Consider the following 23,026-nt stretch of genomic DNA (forward strand, 5'->3'; position numbering starts at 1 on the left):
CGTTCTGTAATTGCGTGATCTACAAAATAAAAGGATAAAAACCTTTTTTAGACGAATACGTTTATGATTGTATTAACATAATTAGCAATACTTTTGTTGCAGTAATTGAAAGGGGTATGTTAGTGGCAAGAAATCAGGAAGCTTTTGACTATAATGATGATGCCATACAAGTACTAGAAGGGCTCGAGGCAGTTAGAAAACGCCCGGGAATGTACATTGGAAGTACTGATGCAAGGGGTCTTCACCATCTTGTATATGAAATTGTCGATAACGCTGTTGACGAAGCATTAGCAGGTTACGGGGATCATATTATTGTCAAAATACATAAAGATAATTCAATTAGTGTAGTAGATAAAGGACGGGGTATGCCAACGGGCATGCATCGTATGGGGAAACCTACTCCAGAAGTCATTTTAACCGTTTTACATGCAGGTGGAAAATTTGGACAAGGCGGCTATAAAACAAGTGGTGGACTTCATGGCGTAGGGGCATCTGTTGTTAATGCTCTTTCCGAATGGCTTATCGTTAAGATCAAACGGGATGGTTTTGTGTATGAACAGCGTTTCGAAGATGGTGGAAAACCCGTTACGACTCTTGAGAAAATAGGAAAAACGAATCAAACAGGTACAACCATTCATTTTAAGCCAGATGTGTCGATTTTTTCGACAACGACATATAACTATGAAACATTATGTGAGCGTCTTCGGGAATCAGCTTTCCTTTTAAAAGGAATGAAAATAGAAATCGTTGATGAACGAAATGGCGTTCAGGAACTATTTCATTATGAAAATGGCATAGAAGCATTTGTTGAATATTTAAATGAGGAAAAGGATATTCTTCATCCGGTTGTAAGCTTTGAAGGAGAGCAAAATGGCATAGAAGTGGATTTTGCCTTCCAATTTAATGATGGATATTCTGAGAATGTTCTTTCTTTTGTCAATAATGTTCGAACAAAAGATGGCGGTACACATGAAGCCGGATCGAAAACGGCCATGACTCGAATTTTTAATGAGTATGCAAGAAAGGTTAATCTTCTGAGAGAAAAGGATAAAAATCTTGATGGTTCTGATATTCGAGAAGGATTCACGGCGATAATTTCTGTTCGTGTTCCAGAAGACTTGCTTCAGTTTGAGGGCCAAACGAAAGGAAAGCTAGGAACGAGTGAAGCCCGTTCAGCAGTAGATGCGGTAGTTTCTGAGCATTTATCCTATTTCCTTGAAGAGAACCCGAACGTTAGTTCCTTGTTAATTAAAAAGGCAATAAAAGCATATCAGGCAAGGGAAGCGGCACGTAAAGCCCGCGAAGATGCAAGGAGCGGAAAGAAAAGAAAACGTGCTGATGCTGTTCTTTCAGGAAAATTAACACCTGCGCAATCACGAAATCCACAGAAGAATGAATTATATTTAGTGGAAGGAGACTCTGCGGGCGGTTCTGCCAAGCAAGGTCGTGATCGACGCTTCCAAGCTGTTCTCCCACTGCGTGGTAAAGTAATTAATACGGAGAAGGCTAAGCTTCAGGATATCTTTAAAAATGAAGAAATCAATACGATTATCCATGCTGTTGGTGCTGGAGTCGGTGCTGATTTTAACCTAGAGGATGTCAATTATGACAAGGTTATTATTATGACAGATGCTGATACGGACGGAGCACATATCCAAGTCCTCCTTCTTACCTTTTTCTATCGTTATATGAAGCCGCTGTTGGATGCAGGAAAAATCTTTATCGCTCTTCCTCCATTATATAAAGTAAGCAGAGGAACTGGTAAAAAAGAAATCATAGAGTACGCATGGAGCGAAGATGATCTACAAGACGCCATCAAAAAGGTTGGAAAAGGGTATATGCTGCAGCGTTACAAAGGACTTGGTGAAATGAATGCTGATCAGCTTTGGGAAACAACAATGGATCCTGAAACTCGGACATTGATTCGAGTTAGAATTGATGATGCTGCAAGAGCGGAACGCCGAGTTACTACCCTTATGGGTGATAAAGTAGAACCGCGCAGGAAGTGGATTGAAACAAATGTGGCATTTGGACTTGAAGAGGATGCCAGCATACTTGAAAATGAAAATATATCAGTATTAGAGGAGGAGATTGACTAATGTCATCAGTTGAGAAATTTCGCGACCTCCCTCTTGAAGATGTTCTAGGCGATCGATTTGGCCGCTATAGTAAATATATTATTCAGGAACGTGCATTACCTGATGCTAGAGACGGGCTGAAGCCTGTTCAGCGCAGGATTTTATATGCGATGCATGTTGAAGGCAATACACATGATAAAGGCTTTAGGAAATCAGCGAAAACAGTTGGTAATGTAATCGGTAACTATCACCCGCATGGGGATACTTCCGTTTACGATGCTATGGTTCGGATGAGCCAGGAATGGAAGGTTCGTAATCTTCTCGTTGAAATGCATGGGAATAACGGGAGCATCGATGGGGATCCTCCAGCTGCAATGCGTTACACAGAAGCAAGACTTTCACCAATTTCATCTGAATTACTTAAGGATATTGAAAAAAGAACAGTAGATTTTGTCCCGAACTTTGATGATACATCGAATGAACCGACCGTTTTGCCCGCTATGTATCCAAATCTTTTAGTAAATGGGTCAACAGGAATTTCAGCAGGCTATGCGACAGAGATTCCACCCCATCACCTGAATGAGGTGATTGATGGTGTTATTCATCGTATGGATCATCCAGAATGTTCTGTAGATGACCTGATGAAATATATAAAAGGACCTGATTTTCCGACCGGTGGTATTATTCAAGGGGTTGAGGGTATTAAGAAGGCCTATGAAACTGGCAAAGGAAAAATAATTGTCCGTGGAAAAGCGGAGATTGAAGATTTACGAGGCGGGAAAAAGCAGATTGTCGTTACCGAAATACCGTATGAAGTGAATAAGGCAAATCTTGTAAAGAAGATCGATGAATTTAGACTTGACCGCAAAGTTGAAGGGATTTCAGAAGTTCGTGATGAGACGGATCGGACAGGATTACGGATTGTCGTAGAACTAAAAAAAGATGCAGATCCAGAGGGTGTCCTCCATTATTTATACAAAAATAGTGATTTACAGGTCACTTATAACTTTAATATGGTGGCTATTTATAATAGACATCCTAAACTCATGGGGTTAAGAGAACTGCTTGATGCATATATCCAGCATCGAAAAGAAGTTGTTATAAGAAGAACATCATTCGACTTAGAAAAAGCGCAAGCACGCCAGCATATTGTCGAAGGACTAATGAAGGCTCTTTCCATCCTCGATGAAGTTATTGCTGCAATTCGTGCTTCGAAAGATAAACGTGATGCGAAAGATAATTTAATAGCTAAGTTTACCTTCACTGAACCGCAGGCAGAAGCGATTGTTTCTTTACAGCTATACCGTTTGACGAATACGGATATTACGGCACTTCAAGCAGAAGCAGAAGAGTTGGCTAAGAAGGTTGATGAATTTACCTCCATTTTAGAGAGTGAGAAAAAGCTTTACGCTGTTATTCAAAAAGAGCTAAAAGATGTGAAAAAGCGTTTTGCCGATGATCGTCGCACAGTAATTGAAGACGAGATTGAAGAAATTAAAATTAATCTTGAAGTCCTTATCGCAAGTGAGGATGTAATCGTAACAGTAACAAAGGAAGGTTATGTTAAGAGAACAAGTCAACGTTCTTTTGCTGCTTCAAATGGGCAGGATTTTGGCATGAAGGATTCCGACCGTTTACTTGCACAATTAGATATGAACACAACCGATGTATTATTGTTATTTACAAATAAAGGGAATTATTTGTATTGCCCTGTCCATTTACTTCCAGATATACGATGGAAGGATCTAGGACAGCATATCGCCAATATCATTCCGATTGATGGTGAAGAGTCCATTATTAAAGCTATTCCTGTTAAAGATTTTGATTCCGACTCATTTTTACTATTTGTAACCAAGAGCGGAATGGTTAAGAAAACGGAGCTTTCGCTCTATCAAGTACAGCGCTACTCAAAGCCACTTGTTGCAATAAATGTTAAAGATAATGATGAAGTCATCGATGTTCACAAAACAGATGGGACGAAAGAATTGTTTTTATCCACGTATAATGGATATGCACTTTGGTTCCATGAGGAAGAAGTGAATATTGTTGGTACGAGAGCTGCTGGAGTTAAGGGAATCAATCTAAAAAACGGCGACTTCGTTACTGGAGGCCGGTTAATTGATAATCAAAATGAACAATCAGTTGTAATAGTCACCCAAAGAGGCGCAGTTAAAAAGATGAAGCTATCGGAATTTGAACGCTCCTCCCGAGCAAAACGGGGTGTTGTCATGTTAAGAGAATTAAAATCTAATCCTCACAGAATTATCGCTTCTCTTATTGCAAGAGAAAATGACGACATTTTTATCGAAACTGAAAAAGGTTTGATTGAATCAATTAAAGTTTTAAATATTCGATTTAATGATCGATATTCTAATGGATCTTTCGTTTTTGATGAATCAGAAAGTGGAAAAGCATTAATTGCTTGGAAAAGCGAAGTGTCTGAAGAAAAAAATAATACTGAAGTGTGACAAGTAATGGGGCATTCTTATTAGTCGTGTTTTCGACTTATAAGAATGCCCCTTAATCGTGAATTTAACAGTTTTTCTGTATTAATAAAGGACTTACTTTTTTGATACATCTTCATTATTTCAATATATTGTAAAGTAAAAAATTCTAAAGTTAACTTGTCTACTAATTATTAATTTGATAGATTATTAAAAGTGATGTTTTTTCAGAACAAACAAATGCTTGTCACCAAAGAAATAATACATCAAGGGGGTAATTATGGATCTTTTTTTAAAAAGCTTAGAATCTGGGGTAGGATTTCTTAATGAAATTGTATGGACTTATATATTAATTGCAGTATTAATTTTATTAGGTTTATATTTTAGTTTGAAGAGTAATTTTGTTCAATTTCGTTACTTCGGAGAAATGTTTCGGATACTGGGGGATAAATCGCTTGTTTCCGCTGACGGTAAGAGAGGAATATCTTCATTTCAAGCATTCTGCATAAGTGCTGCATCACGTGTTGGAACAGGAAATATAGCTGGAGTGGCTACAGCAATTGCAACAGGAGGGCCTGGAGCTGTTTTTTGGATGTGGCTTATCGCCTGTTTAGGTGCAGCATCTAGTTTCGTAGAGAGTACGCTTGCACAAATATACAAGGTGAAGGATAAGGATGGTTTCCGTGGAGGGCCAGCTTATTATATGGAAAAAGGCTTGAAGAAACGCTGGATGGGGATCATATTCGCCATTATCATTACATTCTGCTTTGGTCTCGTATTTAATTCAGTTCAATCTAATACGATTGCATTAGCCTTTAATGAAGCTTTTGGAACAAGTCGTCTTACAATTGGGATAGTGCTTGCTATTATGACAGCGATTATCATTTTTGGTGGAGTAAAGCGAATTGCAAATGTTTCACAGGTGGTTGTGCCAATTATGGCAGTCATTTACCTTATTGTTGCGATTATTGTCGTAATAATGAATATTACAGAGATCCCACATTTAATTTCCATGATTGTAAAAAGCGCATTTGGTATCGAACAAGCTATCGGAGGTACATTTGGTGCAGCCATTATGATGGGGATAAAGAGAGGGCTCTTTTCGAATGAAGCTGGTATGGGGAGTGCACCAAACGCAGCAGCAACCGCTTCTGTTACACATCCTGTAAAACAAGGTTTGATTCAAACCTTAGGTGTGTTCGTAGACACGCTTCTAATTTGTTCGGCTACTGCATTTATCATCCTCTTATATAGTGATTTTTCAACATCAGATTTAACCGGTATCCAATTAACACAAGCTGCACTGACAGAACATGTCGGTTCATGGGGACCAACTTTCCTTGCTGTGGCAATCTTTTTGTTTGCTTTCACTTCTGTCATTGGTAACTACTATTATGGTGAAACGAATATTGAATTTATCAAAAACAGTCCAACAGCATTATTTATTTATCGTCTAGCTGTTGTTGGTATGGTTATTTTTGGAGCTGTAGTTGATTTAGCAACTGTATGGAGCCTTGCTGATTTATTCATGGGAATAATGGCTCTAATAAACCTTGTGGCTATCGTTATGCTAGGAAAAGTTGCAATTGCTGCGTTAAAAGATTATAAAGCTCAGCGTAAAGAAGGAAAAGATCCAGTATTTTATGCGGATTCAATTCCGGGCTTAGATGGAATTGAGTGCTGGGAAACAAAAGAAGAAGCTCTAAATAAAAAGAAAATATGATAATTTCGTAACCTCTTGTCTATTTTTAGACAAGGGGTTTTTTAGTATAAAGAATTAGATCCAATAGAATAAAGTTTTAAAAAATCTTGGAAACGATACATTTATTTCCCAAAAATGGACAAAATAAATAACAGATGTGTCTAGGGAGGGTATCATAAGTGAAAAAAGAGATAGTCTTAGCTTTGACAGCATTCTTTTTAATTTCAATGTCAGCTTTTACAGGAGCGTACGCTGGTGATAAAGCTTCAAATAAAAAAGTAACGATTTCCAAAGATAAAGTTGATTTAACTGGCGATGGAAAAAAAGATACGATTGTTATAAAAGGAATTCCTTATGAGGAGGAATCCGATTTTTTTAGAGAGTTCCAAATGGAGGTTGTAGCATCAAATAATCAATCATTTACAGTGAATATTGATGGCGGTTTAAAACCGAAAGCTAAGTTTGTAGATTTAAATCATGATCGAACTAAAGATGTATATATAAGTGTAGAAACTGGCAGCAGGGGTCGTATTACCAATCACTATTTATACACTTTAAAGAATAATAAATTATTGGATTTAACTGTCCCAGATCCCCTCGTTATTATGAGCCAATTTTTAGATAGTTATAAGGCAAGTATCACCATTCAAGATATAGGTGAATCCTATACATTTGACTTAAAGAGTCGAACTAAAAACTACGAAATGTTAGGACTTTATCAAAATGGAAAATTAAGTGAGCCGACAGAATTAATGGTAGATGCTTATTCTACATTGAAGCCCGTTCATGTTGAAGGTAAAACTTATGGATTAAAGGGAATCCAAGCAATAAGTGGAGTATATCATTCGGATAGAATTGCCCAAGTAGAAACGATCTGGCTATTCGAAAACGGAAAGTGGGCATTGAAGTATTCGAAAATAATGGAATCTAAAAAATAAAAAAGAGGAAAATAGGCGATTGTCACATTTTATTGCCTAATACATAAAATATGGTAAGTGGTGTTCCTAACTTAATGCGGAGGGGTCGCTTATCATGAATAAATTAGATCCATCAACAGTTAGTGTAATGTATTTACCGCCAACAACTGAATTTAGGCCTGTAGATGGCAGAAAATATACATTGGCACAATCTAAATCTACAGGTGAGTGGTTTTTAAGTATTGGTTATCATTATAATCCTAATCCACAAAATTTTTCATTCAGAGATGAAGTCCTTGCAGAATGGATTCCGCAGCTAGGAGAGTATGTTTTAAGTGGAAAAATTTTTATAAGTGATCAAGATTTTGATAAGCATTATGCGAAAATACGCTTTATGATTTTCGAGCGAGAAGTAAAACAAGCATTATCAGGGATCATATTTGGTGACCGTATATTTTTCTCAAATTACCCATGGCTTTTGGATTCCCCCATATACATTCAATTTGAATCAAATTTCGAAGAGTATAATAAAATGATTTACTTCGGAACGCCTCGCCAGTATTTAAGTTCTGCGCCTCAACTAATTGAGACGTAATAAAGACTTTTACTTATTTAGTTTGAAAACATGACGACACAGGAACTATATCCTGTGTTTTTTTTACATTGGAGATTTAACATTTACCGAGTTATTTCCAATAATTCAAGAGAAATAATACATATTTGCTGGATATAACCACATTATAAATGATAAAGGAGGTAGGAAGTAGTGAAAAAAGATAGTAATCCTTCATTTAAAAAGAGTTACGAATCAGATGATCAAATGGGAGATAGCAAGAAAATACAAGATAAGAAGAAAGACGATGCAGAAATATTCTTTAATTCTACGCAAAATAGTGAATAAAAATAGCAAATAAGTAGTGAAGTAGTTTATAAAAATATTATGTTAACTAAATGTAATCAAGAAAGGGTTATAGGTGAGTAAATAATTATTGAACGATTACAATTATTATTTTTGTTAACATTGCTAGCCGAGAAAATATGATGATTTATCAATAATCATGTATTAAACCATTTATCCAAGTACGACTACGATAAATGGTTAAATACATAAGGTTAAATACATAAACTGAATGATAAATAAAATTAAGAAATAAAAACATAAATTTTTATATATTGTCTCACTAACTTAAGTATACTTTCTAATTGAGATAAGTTTTGTTTTGCGATTTACGACTTCCTATAATATATATTATGTAAACTAGAAAAAACCCTTAACAGAACGATAACTGCCTTCTCAATTTCACATAATAAACATTATCATGAAGTTCTCCTCCGCAACTTGGGACAGTCTTGATAACTTCCTCTGCTGTCTCCATAACCATTAGGCTCGGGATCATAATTATTGGGTACGTCCAAATAATAAAACATTTGGAGGCCGTACACATGCACTACCAGCAAGCAATGGATGATTTTTTACTGTATCTAGAAGTCGAACAAAATTATTCATCAAACACGATTCGAAGCTATGAATATGACTTAACGGTATTTCGTTATTTCCTTGAAAAACATAAACGTTCTACAGATCTTTCGGATCTGAATGCATCGATTGTACGGCGTTTTGTTCAGGATCAGATGTTGAATTATAAAAGTAAGCCGCGAACCATGCAGCGCCGAATTTCCAGCTTAAAGTCGTTCAGCAACTATTGTTTAAAAGAACAGCTGATGACAGCCGATTTTATGGCCGGAATTAAGGCTCAAAATCGGATTCCAAGCTTCCGGTTTATATGAATATGGAAGAACTAAAAAAGCTGTTTTCGTTCCTTGAGCAGGATCCTCATCCTCTTGCTCTTCGAAATGAAACGATGTTTAAGCTGCTGGCAACAACCGGCATGCGGCGACAGGAACTGGTGGATCTCACTTGGGAACAAATCGATTTCTATAATGGGACGGTTCTCATTTTGGGTAAAGGAAAAAAAGAGCGTCTGCTCCCGCTTCATTCCATGATGCTGCCTTTGTTAAAGAAATACAAAGAGTTTTTAAAGGAATACCAGATACATCCACAGGAGCCTGTATTCTTAAATAAGAATGGTAAGGTGCTCAATCCAAGTGGACTTCATGTTATTTTTAAGGAGATCCTGAAAAAATCAGGCCTCCCTCCCCACCGCTTTTCACTGCATCATCTGCGGCATACGTTTGCTACCTTGTTAGTCCAGCAAGTAAAAGCAGAGAAAGTAGACGAATATGGGAACGTCTCATATATGCCTCAAGAAAAGGTGGATTTAAGAACGTTACAAGAACTTCTAGGACATGAATCCATGGCTACTACACAGGTTTACACGCATATTGATTTTGAATCGAAAAAGAAAGCCATTGATTCGTTTCGGTTTTCATAAGGGAAAAGCTACCTAGGGGGGTAGCTTTTTTATTCAAAAGTAACAAGATTTTGCTCAAGTAATGCCATTGCAGCTGTTTTATTGACCTTCATAATTCGGAGAAATTCTTCCTGTGAAATCATATTTGAATGATTGGATGGAGCTTCTTTTACCGGGTTATGTAGGACAACAACTTCAGCATCTTCCTTATTTGCTATGTTTTTCCCTTCCCTTCCTTTAAGCAGTTCTACACCCTCTTCTATTTCTTGTTCAATTAAAGTCAATTCATGACGTAAACGATTTAGTTCTTTTCGATGACGACGCAAATAAAAATGCAGGTTATCGATCTTATCACTATGACCAAGTAATAATTTAATGTCGTCACGACTTACATCTCGTTCATGTAAAATGGTTGCTATGGATGCTCTAAACCCATGAGGAGTGACATGCAAATCCCCCGACCAATCCAAGTATTGAAATATTTTGTCGGTAATGCGATTTAACTGTTTGGCACGTAATGGATATCCTTTTAGCCCAACAAGTAACGTGTCTTCCGGTTGTAATTGGTATGACCTGATTTGTTCCTTTAGTCGTGTAAGAAGTTTAGGCGGGACGGGAAATACCTGTATTTTATGTTTAGAATTGAATATCCCTATATTATAGTGAATCACTTGCTCTTTAAAGTCTACATCTTTTACTTTTAGCTCTGTGAGTGCCTTATTACGTAAACCTGTCGTTAGCATGACGTGAACGGTGATTCCTACATCGAATCCATCTTCTTTCATTTGATATAGGCAACTATATACTTTTATTAGTTCTTCTATGCCAAGATCCCGTGAATGATGCCCTTTTAATCCAATAGGTAATTCCGCAATTTTAAACGAATTTACAGCGACTTTTCCTAATTCTTTATAAAATTTGTAAATGGAAGAAAGGCTGGCTAGCCTCCGCTGTATCGTTGCCACCGCTACCCCCGCTTCTTTTTGTTGTTGGATCCATTGATTCACGATATGTAATCTAGCCATAGAAAGAATGGGCTCTTTCTTGATGTTGTAGCAAAATGAACTATAGTGCTGCACATCTTGTACATAATCATCTATAGTAGATAAGGACCAATCTTTATATTCTTTCATATGGTTAAAAGCGTCTATTACAAGCGAAGAAGGATGAATTAAATCTTCTATATCCTGGGGTGGGTGTGCATAATCATTAGTAAGACTTTCGTTTTCATTTTTTATGGCTTTTGGATTAGTATCTTGTTTTGTCATTTACGGGTTTCCCTTTTTGAATCGTTATACATTAAGCTAATTACCAAATAAAAAAGAGCAAACGGATAGTGGGGTTCACTAATCCATCGCCCTGGTTCTTCCAGCGAAGATGCATAGAATGTTTTAAAATATTAGTTGTTTATCATTTTATGATTTAATCATTGTAACGGCAACTATCAGGGAAAAGAAATTTCATTTGAAATTTCTTTTTATTAAAGTAATTTTCACACAAATGACTACCTTTCCTTTGGTGCGCCCTTCTCCAAGATCCCGAATAGCTTCTCTTCCACCTAACTTAACGAATATCGTCTATCTATAACAAGTACTTACTCGAACTCCTATTGATTTTGCCCCCTTATATTGAAGAATTTGTTGAAGATAAGCTTGAACATCGCTCTCCTACTATCCTTTTAAACTATGTTTTGGATTATAAAACCTTCTTCGAATGGCTTATATCTGGGGGGGGAGTTGCTGATACTGATATTAAAGATGTAAAAATGACGGAATTAGAAAGTTTATCTTTGGAAGAAGCTAAAAATTTCTTTAAACACATTAGAAGAAAAGATATTAAGGTTACCGAAAATGAAACAAAAAAACCTGAGGAAGTCTCTGTAAGTCGTAGGATCTCCACCCTTCGCTTTTTATTTAAATATCTAACGAGCGAAACAGAGATTACAAAAAATAAAAAGGATAAATACCCTTATCTAATAGATAAATATATCGGGGAACCTTTTTCCATAGAAATGTGATGCAAAAAATCAAAGTTTATAAGGAAAAAGGAGCGTTAAACTCACGGGCTAAAATGATATAGTCTATAATACTGCACCACGATCAAGATATTAACCTTTTAGATTTTAGTAAATATGAATATGAAAAAATACTGCCGGAAAATTCAAGGAAACGGGTCTTCTTTCTGCGCGATAATGAACGTGATTATTCAATAATATCGCTATTTTTGTCTTCGGGTATCCGTGTTAATGAGTTGGCGAATCTTCGTCTGAGGGATATCGATTTTTCAACTAATGAAATTAAAGTTATCCGAAAAGATAATAAAGAGGATATTGTAGCGGTTTTCCCTGAAAGTATGAATGATTTAATAGAGTATTTATCTATCCGTGAGCAACGTTATTTAGGTTCTGACGATCCTAGTGAATATGTTTATATTGCCAAGTATGGTGGTTATAACTCCCCTCTATCAGTTAGAACAGTTCAAAATATCGTAGAGAAATATACAATTTTATTAATTTAATATGCTTCAGGGGTCCAAGTTGGCTTTGTATTCAAGGGATTACCGTCAACTTATGTGTGAGCCCCCTATGTATAGATGAGGCGCTTTGGATTTGAATATAGCATGCCGCTTCAAAATATCTCTACTAAACTGTAGTCTGATTTGTATAGATGAATAAACGAATAATCAAGTGGAAATTACAGAGTAACTTTCGTGTTTAATTACAAGAAGTGCGTCTTTCACACGGACTGGACACTCGACTCAAATCATTAAACACGAACAATTAACAAAAAACCTTCTCACCCGCTCCTCTGTTCCGAAATTCGCCTGTGAGGTTCTTCTGTTACTTTTCCTCTATCCTTCTTCTGATCTCTTTTATTGAGTCTTTTTCCCCTTCTAAAGCCTTTTTCTATTCAGTTCTTGTAAAAGGCTTAAAATGAGCTTTATGTACGTTACAGGAGCTGGTTCTTTTTAATATGTATAATCGGCATTGATGATGTCAGTTAATTTTTTTGTGGGATTTTCCTTCTTCCTCTAAGAAAAAGTTTCTTTTTGGGCATTAATATTGGATTTAAATCTTTATCGAAAAGATAGGAAGGAGAACTTAATTCAGGATAACCTGCAAAGGGCTTACAAACTACATATTGACTATTTTGACGAGAACGCTTTATGTATTCTGCTTCAGCATACCTAACTTCCTTTGAATCCATAGCTGTATATTGGCTATCTAAAGGTGGATTATTTTTATTGATGCAATTATAGGGAGTAACAATTCCGCTTTGCTGATAACAGGCAGCTGCGATTTTATGATCTTGAAATACATGGATAACCTCCATTACAGCAACCAAACATCTGTTATGTTCTTTTAACGTTTGATAATTTCTACCATTTATCCTCATATAGACAACTGTATCCCCTACCTTCAAGTGAGGAGCAACCTGTCCGTTTCTGCATAATGAAGAAATGCCCGGGAAAGATTTTTCGAAATCAGGTTCACGTCTAATGCTATTATCTACATAATTAGGTATGCTATTTGATTGTGCTACATTGCTTCCTTTTTTGTTATGAATGATCGGTCGATAGCTAATTAGATGAATGGTCAAATGTTAATTTCTCCCTTTTTATAGCTTAACTGTTCTATATTTACAGTATTCTATATTTGGGAGATGTTTACCTTTTAGGTGTCATCGAAAAACCACCTTAGTACCCGCTCCTGTTCGGAAATAGAACTCCGGCATATTCTCCGAAACAACTCTTAAATCGATTCTCCGTTGATTCCGAAAGCTTCAGTTCTTTTCTCTTTCTTAAGTTTATTCTTATAGAATTCCGCGTATTTAGGGTTCTCTTTTAACGTTTCTTTAATGGTTTGAGTAATAGCTCTATTTAGATACCATATCATGGTTGCTTTATGTCTTATGTGCTTCAGGTTTATCAAGAACATCATGTCTTTATCACGAATGCAGATGGAAATGATAAACTCTCTAATGGATAAATAATAACCTTTATATGTGATGTTTCGATCTAAATCCACTCCTAGACTCTCTATGATCATTTTTAACTCTTTGAGATATCTTGTATTGATCAATACTATTGATCAATACGATTGTCAGCTCCTTATTAACGGTGATTAGCTAAGTTTAGGTTAATATATTCATGATGAATGATAGGAATTGTTAAACCCGCTCCTGTGTGGACAGAGCGGGCTTATTGTCTAGGTGATGATCATGGGTTTGGCCTTATTTATTCTACTTGACGTGTTCTACAATCAATTAAACTCTATTCATATCAGCTCGCCAATTTACGATTGCTTTCTTTATCTCATCCGGCTTTAAATTTTCCGCAGCAGTTTTTTTACTAAGTCCGGGAAATTCATTATCATCTGCAAAACGTAAAGCTACCACTTGCGCCATACTTAGTTTCCGGTCTAATAATTCCCCAGTTAATACATAATGACGTAGGTTTTCCTCCGCGCGTATGGCACGATCTTGAGCTTTTAATGGATAAAATCTCACAAGAGCTGCGATTATGACAATAATGATCATGAGTAAAAATAGAATCATTGCTTGTAGAATGTTTGCTCCTTCATTTATGGATCGAACCATTTGAACAATGGCAGCTACTAAAGTACCTAATACTAATACCGTTAAAACATAATGATAAATCGGATGCATTCGTGTATGTGTTTTATAATCTTGTTTATTCATTTCTTCCTCCTTTTTATCTTCCTGTTATTCACTTTATTCGATTTTCCTTTTCCCTATTCCCATTTAAACGTATAGCTAGCAACAATAAATGCTCCTATGAGCCAGCCGCCTAGAATCAGTGCCTCTGTCCCTAAACTTATAAACGATGCTCCGACATTCATCGTTTCTCGAAGTGCGTGGCTTAAATGTGCAATCGGTAAGGTTTGAACAATCGGCTGAAGAAATTCCGGCATGTCTTTAATCGGAAAAAATACGCCTCCTAAGAACAGCATTGGAAAGGAAAGAAATCCGGCAATAGGTGCAGCACTTTCCGGTGTTTTTGCAATGCCTGCAATGATGAATCCAATTGCCATAAATGCTAACGTTCCTAGGATGACAAAGCTGATCAAAGTAAGCCACGATCCTCGAACTTCAATGTCAAAAATGAGATGGGCAACACCTAAAACAATGAGTGCTTGCAAACCATTTAATACTAATCTTGCGGTAATTTGTGCAGCAATAAAGGTTGATGCTTTTAATGTAGTTCCTTGCATTCTTCTTAAAATCCCGCGTTCTCTCCAAGCGGCAATTTGCCCTGCGACCCCATTCATGTTGTTGCTCATAATCATCATCGCGACGATCCCAGGAACTAAGAAATCAATATATTTTAAGTTTAGCGCTTCTATTCCCTTCGCATCGGTAACAACGACTGGAACATAATCAACCCTTGCTTTACTAATTCCATCTACTGCCCCATTTACTAACTGGATACCGACTTGAGAAACTGCAAAATTGGTTTCATTAAAGTAAACAGGTAGAGTGAAGGGCTGTGAATCTATTGGTTTATTGTTCAAAAAAGATTCGTATCCTTCTGGAATGACAACGACGACATGAAGATCACCTTTTTTTAATTGCTTAAATGCCTCTTCTTTATTATTTTCTTTTTCCAACTGTATGGCTTCGTTTTGAATTAAGATATCTATTAATTGTTTCGACTGATTAGATTGATCTTGATCCACTACCCCAATCGATACAGACATTCCATTTCCGTTTCCTAAAAATGAGCCTAACATGATCATGAGAAAAATTGGAAAGGCTAACGTCCAAAATAAGACTTGGCGATTACGAAGAAAAATGCGTAATTGCGATAGAGTTAATTGCCTGTATGCTCTCATCATCCTTCACGTAACCTCCTTCCTGTCATGTGTATAAACACATCTTCTAGGGTAGCTGTACGTGTCTGCAGATCTACTAATTTGAGGTTTTTGTCGGAGGCCGTCTGAATCAAGCGCGTTAAGGTGGTTTGCAAATCATCAGTGTAAAGGACATAAGTGTCTTTATGATTTCCAACTTGCTTGACTCCTTCGATTCCCTTTAAATCCACTTCAAGGGATTCATCTTGAAAACGAAACTCTACCGCACTATCTGATTGCAGGTTTTTAACAAGCAAAGAAGGGGTGTCTAAGGCAATGAGCTGACCTTGATCCATAATGGCAATTCGGTCACATAAGACATGTGCTTCGTCCATATAATGAGTCGTTAAAACAATCGTTTTTCCTCTTTCTTTTAGGCGAATAATAATATCCCATAGTGTTCTTCTAGCCTGGGGATCAAGTCCTGTTGTCGGCTCATCCAAAAAAATAATCTTTGGATCGTGTACAAGTGCTAATGCAATCGCTAATCTCTGTTTTTGTCCGCCTGATAAACTTTTGATGCGATTCTTCGATTTATCGGTCAGAAGCATATCTTCGATTAATGCAGGAATAGACACTTGATTATTGTAGAAACTGGCATATAAGTGTAATATTTCTTTCACTGTTAGTAGCTCAAAAAGGGATGTGGATTGGAGCTGAACACCGATCACTTCTTTTATCTTATTTAATTCACGAGTGATATCAAATCCATCAATAAACGCCGTTCCATCATCTGGTTTCCTAAGCCCAACCAACATTTCTAATGTCGTTGTTTTGCCAGCACCATTCGGACCAAGCAAGCCGAAAACTTCTCCTTTCTTCACTTGAAACTCGATCCCGTTTACCGCTGTAAAATCACCATATTTTTTCACAAGGTTCTGAACTTTAATGATCTCTTTCTCAGAATTCATCTCCCACACTCCAGATCTTTTCTACCCAATTATATATGGTTAAATTTAGAATTCCGGAACTGCTTTTGTCAATATTTATCAATTGATCATCGTTACATTTCTGTCAAAGCAAAAGGAGTTGATCTCGAAATCAACTCCATCTTTATTATTTTTGGCTGTTTTAAATGTAGCTGTTGATTTCCGCTGCAGGCACTCGCTTTCCGCGGGCGGTCGGGAGCCTCTTCGTCGCTAACGCTCCAATCAACAAGTGCAATTATCAACATTAAGCTTTAACACAGCCAATTTTTAAAGGAATAGATATTGCTTTTGTATCTGAAATTTTTAGGACATAAAAATATTAATATTACTAACAAGTATACATTCATGTTATTAAAGAACTTAGAGATAAAAATAATTATCATATAAATATGGTATTTAGTGAGGTATTTAGTGAACTGGTAAAAGGCACTTAAACGTGCCTTTTATCGTTTAATAATCTATTATTGAATAAATTCTTTTAACAATAGATTAAAAGAATCAGCGTATTGTCTCTTTAAAATATTACTAGGAGTATGACTCGAATAATCTAAATGATTAATATAATCAAATTCTTCTCTATCATATTTTCCAACTTCTTCATCTTTTAATGTAGTAGTAAAAATTATTTGGTTATCTAGCTTATTAAAAAGCTCTAAAAATTTCTTTTCTTTTTCGCTAGTCAAATCTTCAGAACGGAACGAATCAACTACTATTGGATTATTATGTTTTGTTATAATTTGAAATACATACATTTTTAAAAGATAGAATATTGTTTGTTCACTTCCTGAATATGTTTCAGTTTTTTTAGTAAATAAACTATCGAAGTTTAAAGTACCTTCTGGTTCCAGTTCTTTATATACAGAATTCATTAATTCTAAAATGTTATCTAATATCTCTTTTTCTGTTGATTCTATAGATTCTTTTGTTATTTCAAAGTTAGTAAGAATTGATTTAATCTCAGTTATTTTTATATCTAGTTCAGTAACCCTTTTATCTGCATCTTCGGCATTAAATAATTCTTCTTTATAAACCAACAATGATTCTAATGAAACTTCCTCAAACGATAACAGTTCTTTCAAAATTTTTTGTTGTTCGTTTAATAATAAGTTAATCCGTTCAATTTCTTCTTCGTAATCTACTATTTTATACTCAATTGAATTTATTATATCTTTTCGAATTTCTTTAGTAGTTATATCGAATGCATATTCTTTTCTACTAGATGTTTTATACCCTATATGTACAGAACCACATGATAAACAAACAATTTCTCCTGTATCTAATTCTCTATTCAGAGATTTTATTTCCTTTATAGCTGTTTCACATTTCATCTTTCTAGATAAGTTTCTATTTCTTTCTTTATTTAACTCTGTGATAACCTCACTTACTTTTTCAACTTTATCTAGATTATTTTTAAACTGAATCCGATCAGATGTAGTACTTAAGAATGCTAATTCTTTTCTCTTAGAGTTTAAAATTTTGTGCTGCTTCAATAATAATTTCTTTTCATAATCTAATTCACTTAAGATTTTTTTTTGTTTTTTAAATTCAGCTTCATTAATTTGTAGTTGTATACCACAAATCGAGTAAAGCAAATTTATAAAATCATTTTTTTACCATTAGACTCCCTTTGGTGAATTTTAATTATTTCTAATTTTAACACAATTATTTAAAAATACAGAACCAACAGTATTAAATCCTTTACTCTCTATTATAAAATTCATGCAAATTCACAAGCTCCGACTTTAGTTCAAATAAAAAAGAGCTGCCGCAGCAACTCTAAAAATCAAACGATAGCATCGATTCAATTAGTAATATATATAGGAAGCGAGGGGGTGTTGTCCGTGGGAATAATTAAAACCCAGCTCGGTGACTCCTTTTACTTCTTATAGCAATTCAAGGAGTTCGCGAACGGTTTCTTCATCAAATTTTAGAAAGGACTCAAGGAAATATGAGGAACCAACATATAACGGAGTTGTACTGTGCTTTCTGATCCTCTCTCCTAATTGAGGAACCCAAACGCATAGATGGTTAGTTAATAAGTTCAAATGATCTTCTAATAATGTCTTATTAAATTCGCCTGTTTCTTCATACGTACGGAGATTTTCATTTATTAGATAGATTGCAAATTCTAATTCTACTAATAAATGATCTTCAGGCTCATTATTCTTCAATATATATTCACGGCCAGATTTTAATAATAAGTCACGAATTTGGAAGGTGCTTTTACTAAATAATAGGTTCTTTTCATCTGTATAAAAAGACTCCCATAACGGGGCATTAATCATATTCGGACCAATAAATAAACGGCGATACTCGTTGGTTATTTCGTCAAAATTAACTGACTCTAACGATTCAAAATAGTCCTCAAGAATTTGACCTTCTTCGAATACTTCACTTAAGCCGTTCATCATTCCTGAATTTTTCACTTGGTCATATAAATCCTCATTTAGAGGTTCAGAAAACAAGAAAAACAATACTTTATACGTGTTGACACTTGATTCTAGTATTTGGCTTAATTCTTCTTTTTTACTTACCATTGTCGAAGTCATTTTTTTCACATCTCTTCATTATTAATCTAGTATTTCTCTTAAATTCATGTCTGCTCAATAGAACCGTTCCCTACTTCAGAACTTCAACTTTTACTTGATTAGAATACACCAGTAGAGGTTAATCAACCTCCACTGATGAATAGTTCAAATTATTATATGGCATTCATAAAAAACAGATAACGTCCTAAAAATTCACCGATAAAAACGAGAAGAAAGGCTGACCATACTAAAGCCATATGATAAGTTTTACGAACGAATACAACATATCCTAAAATAATTACTCCAAGAACTCCTAGAACTAATTGACTATAGAGTAGGCTGTTCTCAGTAGAACTCAAAGCTTCTGTTAAGCTTCCAAAATGAACTGGAAGCACTACAAGCTTGATTGCTAAACCAATTACCGCGACTGCGAATAAAGCCATCATTGAATTAGAAGTTTGTTTGTTTAGTAAAGCTAATGCAATTGATGCTCCGATTACGAGTGCAGCTGCATAGAAAGCGGCATATGTTCCGACACCGTTCCATGCTTCAATCATTGTTGTCGCATAAATGGAAGACATCACATAAAGCGTTGCAAAACCAACGACGGCTGCTAATGATAGCAAAAGCATATTCACTTTCTTTGTCATAATCGATAAAGAAAGTGTCAAAACTAATAAGAAAATAAATAAACTTACAAACAGGATTTCACGACTAAACCAAGAAGAACCTAAACTTGAAATCGTATAAAAAGCATGTGATATTTTACCTAAATGAAGGAAAGAAGCTCCCAATCCAATTAGAGAGATAATACTCAGCGCGACTAACGACAATTTAATCGTTTGGAATGCCTCAACTGCATTCTTCTTCATTGATATTATATATATCGTCACTGCTATTGTACCACCAATAGCAGTATGAACTAATAATGTGAAGATCAATAATGGCCATTCATGCATAGTAGGCTCACTCCTTACTCTTTAATATTTGGTGTGATGACAATATTCGGATTCGTGAATTTTGCGCTCGGTAAACCGCTCACTTCATTGATCGTTCCATAAGCTGCACGTAGCTCACTGATTTCACCAAATTCTAATGCATTAAATGGACAGGCATCTACACATGCTGGATTTTCTCCTTTTTCACGTAAATCTAAGCATGTATCACATTTTGTCATCATACCTAAGTCATCATTAAATTGAGGAGCACCGTAAGGACAATTCCAAGTACAGTATTTACAGCCTACACATTTTTCATGATCAACTAGAACCACTCCATCACTTTCACGTTTATGCATGGCACCTGTAGGACAGCCTTGAACACATTTTGGATTATCGCAATGGTTACAAGAAATTGAAAGTGAAGCACTTTGCAAAGAAGTCTTGAAAACTCCATTTACTTTTGTCGATATACCTTCTTCAAATTCGTATACACGTCTGAAAAGAATACCTACTTTATTATCATTTTTATCTTTGCAGGCAATTTGACATGCTTTACAACCTGTACATTTTGCCTGATTGATATAAAAACCAACTTGTCCCATATCGTTTCACTCCTTATCTGTTACGCCTTTTCAACTTCCGCTAAGTTTGTGTGTTGTGGATTTGCCTTCGCCCAAGCTGTTGGTCTTGAGTTTGTTAACACATTCAAGCTTCCTCTGACATCATTTCCATTCTTATCAGCAGAATGCCATGCTCCTTGTGGGACAGCAATTACTCCAGGAACAATTTTATTGGTTACATGAACAGGAATAAAGATAGTTCCACGATCATTGAAAACTTTGACCTTGTCTGAATCCTTAATATTCCGCTTTTTTGCATCAATCGGATTCATCCACATTACTTGCTTTTCTGCTTCCTCTAACCAAGGTTGATTATCATGGATGGAATGGCATCGACGGACAAAGTGCCAACCAATAAGCTGCAACGGATATTTTTCAATTAATGGATCCTCAGGTCCTTCCCAAGCTGCAATGTATTTTGGAATGGCTGGAATTTCATCATGTTGATTCATATCCCAAACGGTTTTCGAGAATAATTCTATTTTTCCAGTTGGTGTGCTTAACGGATTAACTTTTGGATCTTTTACAAAATCTTCAAAAGCTATTGTAATGTCATCCATTGGGAAGAAGTGAACGCCTTTTTTACATAATTCATCAAACGATGGGAAGTTAGGATCGACTGATTCACGGACTGCTTCAACATAATCATCCATCCACTCACGACGAGTTTTTCCTTCTGTAAATTTGTCATACACTCCTAATTTCTTCGCAATTGCAGCACAAACCTCATATTCATCACGACATTCATATAAAGGCTCAAGAACCTTTTGTTGAACTGTTACATAGCCTTCATCAGACCAGGGATTTAATATATCATTTCGTTCTAAGAAAGTGGTTCCTGGCAATAGAATATCTGCATATTTAGCACTTGGGGTCATAAAAATATCGTTTACAACGATGAATTCAGCTTTACTTTCATCTGCTAAAATTTCCTTCGTTCTATTAATATCAGAATGCTGGTTTAATAAGGCGTTACCTGAGAAATTGAAGATCAATTTAATATTCGTATCTAATTTATCAGCACCTTGTAAACCATCTTCTGCTGTCATTTCTGTTCCACGAAAAATCGCATCGGTAAACGTAAAGCATGAAATAGATGCTTCAACTGGATTTGTAGCACTTGAGAATCTAGATTGCCAACCAGATGGTCTGCCAGCACAATCACCTTTTGCAGATGCCCAGCCCCCAAGTACGCCTACATTACCAGTCATGCAAGCGAGCAATGCTCCTCCTCTAGGATGCTGCTCTCCATAGGCATGACGTTGACCACCGTTACCAAGCATTAAGGCACCTGGTTTATTTGTTGCATATAAACGAGCTAAATACTTAATTGTATTACGATCCATACCTGTAATTTTTTCCGCCCATTCAGGTGTTTTTTTAATTCCATCTTTTTCTCCAAGAAGATAGGCTTTAATGCTCTCTTTTGCATCAATACCTTCTGGTAAAGTTTTTTCATCAAAGCCGATACAATATTTATCTAAAAATGCTTGATCATGCAATCCTTCTGTATAAATTACATATGCCATCGCATCCATTAGTGCTGTGTCAGTTGTTGGCTTGATCGGAATCCATTCATCCGCTAAACCTTTGGCTGATTCAGAGTAGCGTGGATCAACGACAATAATCTTGGCGCCATTTTCGCGAGCCTTCATTAAATATGTACGCATAGTTGTACCAAAAACGGTTGCACCTGGGTTATGCGCCATTAAAATAATTACTTTAGAATAGGCTAGTGACGAATATGAATTTCCAGAACTCCCTGTTCCGTATATCGTTGGTGTTGCTGTTCCTGTTTGGAATGAGCTGTAGTTTCCACGGTAATTCAAATATCCACCTGTTAAAGCAAGAAGTTTATTCACACTAGAGATATCTGAAGTTACTCCGTATCCGTTACCCCAACCATAAACAGAGTAACGAGATGCTGGACCATATTTTTTAGTAATACGCTTCATTTCAGATGCAATCGTATCAATTGCTTCATCCCAAGAAATACGTTCAAATTTTCCTTCTCCACGTTTACCTACACGCTTCATTGGATATTTTAAGCGGTCTGGATGATAGGTCATGTTTCGATAATTACGGCCACGTACGCAAGCTTTTAAAGCAGGTTGGCCATTTTCTTCTTCTTTTATTTGCGTGCTAATTCTTACTACTTGTCCGTTTTTCACATGGGCTTTTATTACACAACGGCCACCACAGTTATTCCCGTTTGAAGTGTAGTATATTTTTTCTGTTGAATCCTTTGACTCCGCAAGTACTGTATCAGCTTCTTTCAATTTCGTGAATCCAATACTAGTACCTAATACAGCCGGTGCAGCAACAGCACCTGACCATTTTAGAAATGATCTTCTCCCAATCTTTTGATTTAATAGACCACCTGATTTTTCTTTTTTCATTTTTATAACCTCCTCTTATCGAGAGTAGTTTGTTGTCCAGCACTTTTTTTGCCAAACACTTAATCACTTTAAGAAACAGCAAGAATCCTTCACACGATTCAACGTCCATTCACAAATCACGACAGAATCAACGAAAAAATATTAGTTTAATATAATAGTTTGTGAAATCATTCTCAATCTTTCTCCATAATTATAGCACCACATTAATCACATAATTTTGTACT

Annotated in this window: 21 protein-coding genes; 10 read left to right on the forward strand and 11 right to left on the reverse strand. The window is 35.9% G+C overall.

Going from position 1 to position 23,026, the window contains the following annotated elements; genetic code table 11:
* Positions 1 to 122: 122 nt before the first annotated feature.
* The 8 genes from parE (at position 123) to FSZ17_RS23705 (ending at position 9,534) form a co-directional block, all read left to right on the forward strand.
* Positions 123 to 2,099: a DNA topoisomerase IV subunit B gene (gene parE / locus FSZ17_RS11035; RefSeq protein WP_057770255.1), complete on the forward strand. Its 1,977-nt coding sequence runs from the start codon at positions 123 to 125 to the stop codon at positions 2,097 to 2,099.
* Positions 2,099 to 4,546, forward strand: coding sequence for a DNA topoisomerase IV subunit A (parC, locus tag FSZ17_RS11040; RefSeq protein ID WP_057770258.1), 2,448 nt, complete (start codon positions 2,099 to 2,101; stop codon positions 4,544 to 4,546). Before parE ends, parC begins: the two co-directional genes overlap by 1 nt.
* A gap of 256 nt (positions 4,547 to 4,802) precedes the next feature.
* Positions 4,803 to 6,245, forward strand: a complete 1,443-nt coding sequence (locus FSZ17_RS11045) for an alanine/glycine:cation symporter family protein (protein WP_057770261.1) — start codon at positions 4,803 to 4,805, stop codon at positions 6,243 to 6,245.
* Positions 6,246 to 6,403: 158 nt separating this feature from the next.
* Entirely contained in the window at positions 6,404 to 7,162 is a 759-nt protein-coding gene (locus FSZ17_RS11050) for a YybI family spore inner coat protein (protein WP_057770264.1), read from the forward strand.
* A gap of 94 nt (positions 7,163 to 7,256) precedes the next feature.
* Positions 7,257 to 7,736 (forward strand): staygreen family protein, encoded by a 480-nt coding sequence (locus FSZ17_RS11055; RefSeq protein ID WP_057770266.1) that lies wholly within the window; start codon positions 7,257 to 7,259, stop codon positions 7,734 to 7,736.
* A gap of 171 nt (positions 7,737 to 7,907) precedes the next feature.
* Positions 7,908 to 8,042, forward strand: a complete 135-nt coding sequence (locus tag FSZ17_RS23910) for a hypothetical protein (RefSeq protein ID WP_267128902.1) — start codon at positions 7,908 to 7,910, stop codon at positions 8,040 to 8,042.
* A gap of 542 nt (positions 8,043 to 8,584) precedes the next feature.
* Entirely contained in the window at positions 8,585 to 8,929 is a 345-nt protein-coding gene (locus FSZ17_RS23700; protein WP_228460318.1) for a site-specific integrase, read from the forward strand.
* A 2-nt stretch (positions 8,930 to 8,931) separates the two neighbouring features.
* The gene (locus tag FSZ17_RS23705; protein ID WP_228460319.1) at positions 8,932 to 9,534 is read left to right on the forward strand and encodes a tyrosine-type recombinase/integrase; all 603 of its coding nucleotides are present in this window, start codon (positions 8,932 to 8,934) and stop codon (positions 9,532 to 9,534) included.
* Positions 9,535 to 9,563: 29 nt separating this feature from the next.
* Here FSZ17_RS23705 and FSZ17_RS11065 read toward each other — a convergent pair whose 3' ends face one another.
* Positions 9,564 to 10,781, reverse strand: coding sequence for a tyrosine-type recombinase/integrase (locus FSZ17_RS11065; RefSeq protein ID WP_057770269.1), 1,218 nt, complete (start codon positions 10,779 to 10,781; stop codon positions 9,564 to 9,566).
* 341 nt (positions 10,782 to 11,122) lie between these two features.
* Here FSZ17_RS11065 and FSZ17_RS11070 point away from each other — a divergent pair, with 341 nt between their 5' ends.
* Both FSZ17_RS11070 and FSZ17_RS11075 read left to right on the forward strand, forming a co-directional pair.
* Positions 11,123 to 11,530, forward strand: coding sequence for a site-specific integrase (locus tag FSZ17_RS11070; protein WP_057770272.1), 408 nt, complete (start codon positions 11,123 to 11,125; stop codon positions 11,528 to 11,530).
* A gap of 164 nt (positions 11,531 to 11,694) precedes the next feature.
* Positions 11,695 to 12,030, forward strand: coding sequence for a tyrosine-type recombinase/integrase (locus tag FSZ17_RS11075; protein ID WP_407643446.1), 336 nt, complete (start codon positions 11,695 to 11,697; stop codon positions 12,028 to 12,030).
* A 482-nt stretch (positions 12,031 to 12,512) separates the two neighbouring features.
* Here FSZ17_RS11075 and FSZ17_RS11080 read toward each other — a convergent pair whose 3' ends face one another.
* From FSZ17_RS11080 to FSZ17_RS11125, 10 genes are all read right to left on the reverse strand, one after another.
* Positions 12,513 to 13,112, reverse strand: coding sequence for a hypothetical protein (locus FSZ17_RS11080; RefSeq protein WP_057770279.1), 600 nt, complete (start codon positions 13,110 to 13,112; stop codon positions 12,513 to 12,515).
* 152 nt (positions 13,113 to 13,264) lie between these two features.
* Positions 13,265 to 13,561, reverse strand: coding sequence for a hypothetical protein (locus FSZ17_RS11085; RefSeq protein WP_057770281.1), 297 nt, complete (start codon positions 13,559 to 13,561; stop codon positions 13,265 to 13,267).
* Positions 13,562 to 13,778: 217 nt separating this feature from the next.
* The gene (locus tag FSZ17_RS11090) at positions 13,779 to 14,213 is read right to left on the reverse strand and encodes a DUF6526 family protein (RefSeq protein WP_057770283.1); all 435 of its coding nucleotides are present in this window, start codon (positions 14,211 to 14,213) and stop codon (positions 13,779 to 13,781) included.
* A 53-nt stretch (positions 14,214 to 14,266) separates the two neighbouring features.
* Positions 14,267 to 15,367 (reverse strand): ABC transporter permease, encoded by a 1,101-nt coding sequence (locus FSZ17_RS11095; protein ID WP_057770704.1) that lies wholly within the window; start codon positions 15,365 to 15,367, stop codon positions 14,267 to 14,269.
* The gene (locus FSZ17_RS11100) at positions 15,367 to 16,296 is read right to left on the reverse strand and encodes an ABC transporter ATP-binding protein (protein WP_057770286.1); all 930 of its coding nucleotides are present in this window, start codon (positions 16,294 to 16,296) and stop codon (positions 15,367 to 15,369) included. The genes FSZ17_RS11095 and FSZ17_RS11100 overlap by 1 nt, the downstream gene beginning before the upstream one ends.
* Positions 16,297 to 16,775: 479 nt before the next feature.
* Positions 16,776 to 17,906: a hypothetical protein gene (locus FSZ17_RS11105; RefSeq protein WP_057770289.1), complete on the reverse strand. Its 1,131-nt coding sequence runs from the start codon at positions 17,904 to 17,906 to the stop codon at positions 16,776 to 16,778.
* 291 nt (positions 17,907 to 18,197) lie between these two features.
* The gene (locus FSZ17_RS11110; RefSeq protein ID WP_057770292.1) at positions 18,198 to 18,863 is read right to left on the reverse strand and encodes a TorD/DmsD family molecular chaperone; all 666 of its coding nucleotides are present in this window, start codon (positions 18,861 to 18,863) and stop codon (positions 18,198 to 18,200) included.
* A 152-nt stretch (positions 18,864 to 19,015) separates the two neighbouring features.
* Complete coding sequence (locus FSZ17_RS11115; protein WP_057770295.1) at positions 19,016 to 19,801, reverse strand: dimethyl sulfoxide reductase anchor subunit family protein; 786 nt, start codon at positions 19,799 to 19,801, stop codon at positions 19,016 to 19,018.
* A gap of 14 nt (positions 19,802 to 19,815) precedes the next feature.
* The gene (locus FSZ17_RS11120) at positions 19,816 to 20,385 is read right to left on the reverse strand and encodes a DMSO/selenate family reductase complex B subunit (RefSeq protein ID WP_057770298.1); all 570 of its coding nucleotides are present in this window, start codon (positions 20,383 to 20,385) and stop codon (positions 19,816 to 19,818) included.
* Positions 20,386 to 20,405: 20 nt separating this feature from the next.
* Positions 20,406 to 22,802: a DMSO/selenate family reductase complex A subunit gene (locus FSZ17_RS11125; RefSeq protein ID WP_057770301.1), complete on the reverse strand. Its 2,397-nt coding sequence runs from the start codon at positions 22,800 to 22,802 to the stop codon at positions 20,406 to 20,408.
* Between the last annotated feature and the right edge of the window lie 224 nt (positions 22,803 to 23,026).

It is taken from the genome of Cytobacillus dafuensis, from assembly GCF_007995155.1.
In the GTDB taxonomy this organism is placed as follows: Bacteria; Bacillota; Bacilli; order Bacillales; family Cytobacillaceae; genus Cytobacillus; species Cytobacillus dafuensis.

Excerpts from the sequence above, each read along its gene's own strand:
- FSZ17_RS23705 (WP_228460319.1), top strand. The coding sequence starts at position 8,932 with ATGGAAGAACTAAAAAAGCTGTTTTCGTTCCTTGAGCAGGATCCTCAT.
- FSZ17_RS23700 (WP_228460318.1), top strand. The coding sequence starts at position 8,585 with ATGCACTACCAGCAAGCAATGGATGATTTTTTACTGTATCTAGAAGTC.
- FSZ17_RS11090 (WP_057770283.1), bottom strand. The coding sequence starts at position 14,213 with ATGAATAAACAAGATTATAAAACACATACACGAATGCATCCGATTTAT.
- FSZ17_RS11100 (WP_057770286.1), bottom strand. The coding sequence starts at position 16,296 with ATGAATTCTGAGAAAGAGATCATTAAAGTTCAGAACCTTGTGAAAAAA.
- parC (WP_057770258.1), top strand. The coding sequence starts at position 2,099 with ATGTCATCAGTTGAGAAATTTCGCGACCTCCCTCTTGAAGATGTTCTA.
- FSZ17_RS11120 (WP_057770298.1), bottom strand. The coding sequence starts at position 20,385 with ATGGGACAAGTTGGTTTTTATATCAATCAGGCAAAATGTACAGGTTGT.
- FSZ17_RS11110 (WP_057770292.1), bottom strand. The coding sequence starts at position 18,863 with ATGACTTCGACAATGGTAAGTAAAAAAGAAGAATTAAGCCAAATACTA.
- FSZ17_RS11085 (WP_057770281.1), bottom strand. The coding sequence starts at position 13,561 with ATGATCATAGAGAGTCTAGGAGTGGATTTAGATCGAAACATCACATAT.
- FSZ17_RS11095 (WP_057770704.1), bottom strand. The coding sequence starts at position 15,367 with ATGAGAGCATACAGGCAATTAACTCTATCGCAATTACGCATTTTTCTT.
- FSZ17_RS11055 (WP_057770266.1), top strand. The coding sequence starts at position 7,257 with ATGAATAAATTAGATCCATCAACAGTTAGTGTAATGTATTTACCGCCA.
- FSZ17_RS11065 (WP_057770269.1), bottom strand. The coding sequence starts at position 10,781 with ATGACAAAACAAGATACTAATCCAAAAGCCATAAAAAATGAAAACGAA.
- FSZ17_RS11115 (WP_057770295.1), bottom strand. The coding sequence starts at position 19,801 with ATGCATGAATGGCCATTATTGATCTTCACATTATTAGTTCATACTGCT.
- FSZ17_RS11125 (WP_057770301.1), bottom strand. The coding sequence starts at position 22,802 with ATGAAAAAAGAAAAATCAGGTGGTCTATTAAATCAAAAGATTGGGAGA.
- FSZ17_RS11045 (WP_057770261.1), top strand. The coding sequence starts at position 4,803 with ATGGATCTTTTTTTAAAAAGCTTAGAATCTGGGGTAGGATTTCTTAAT.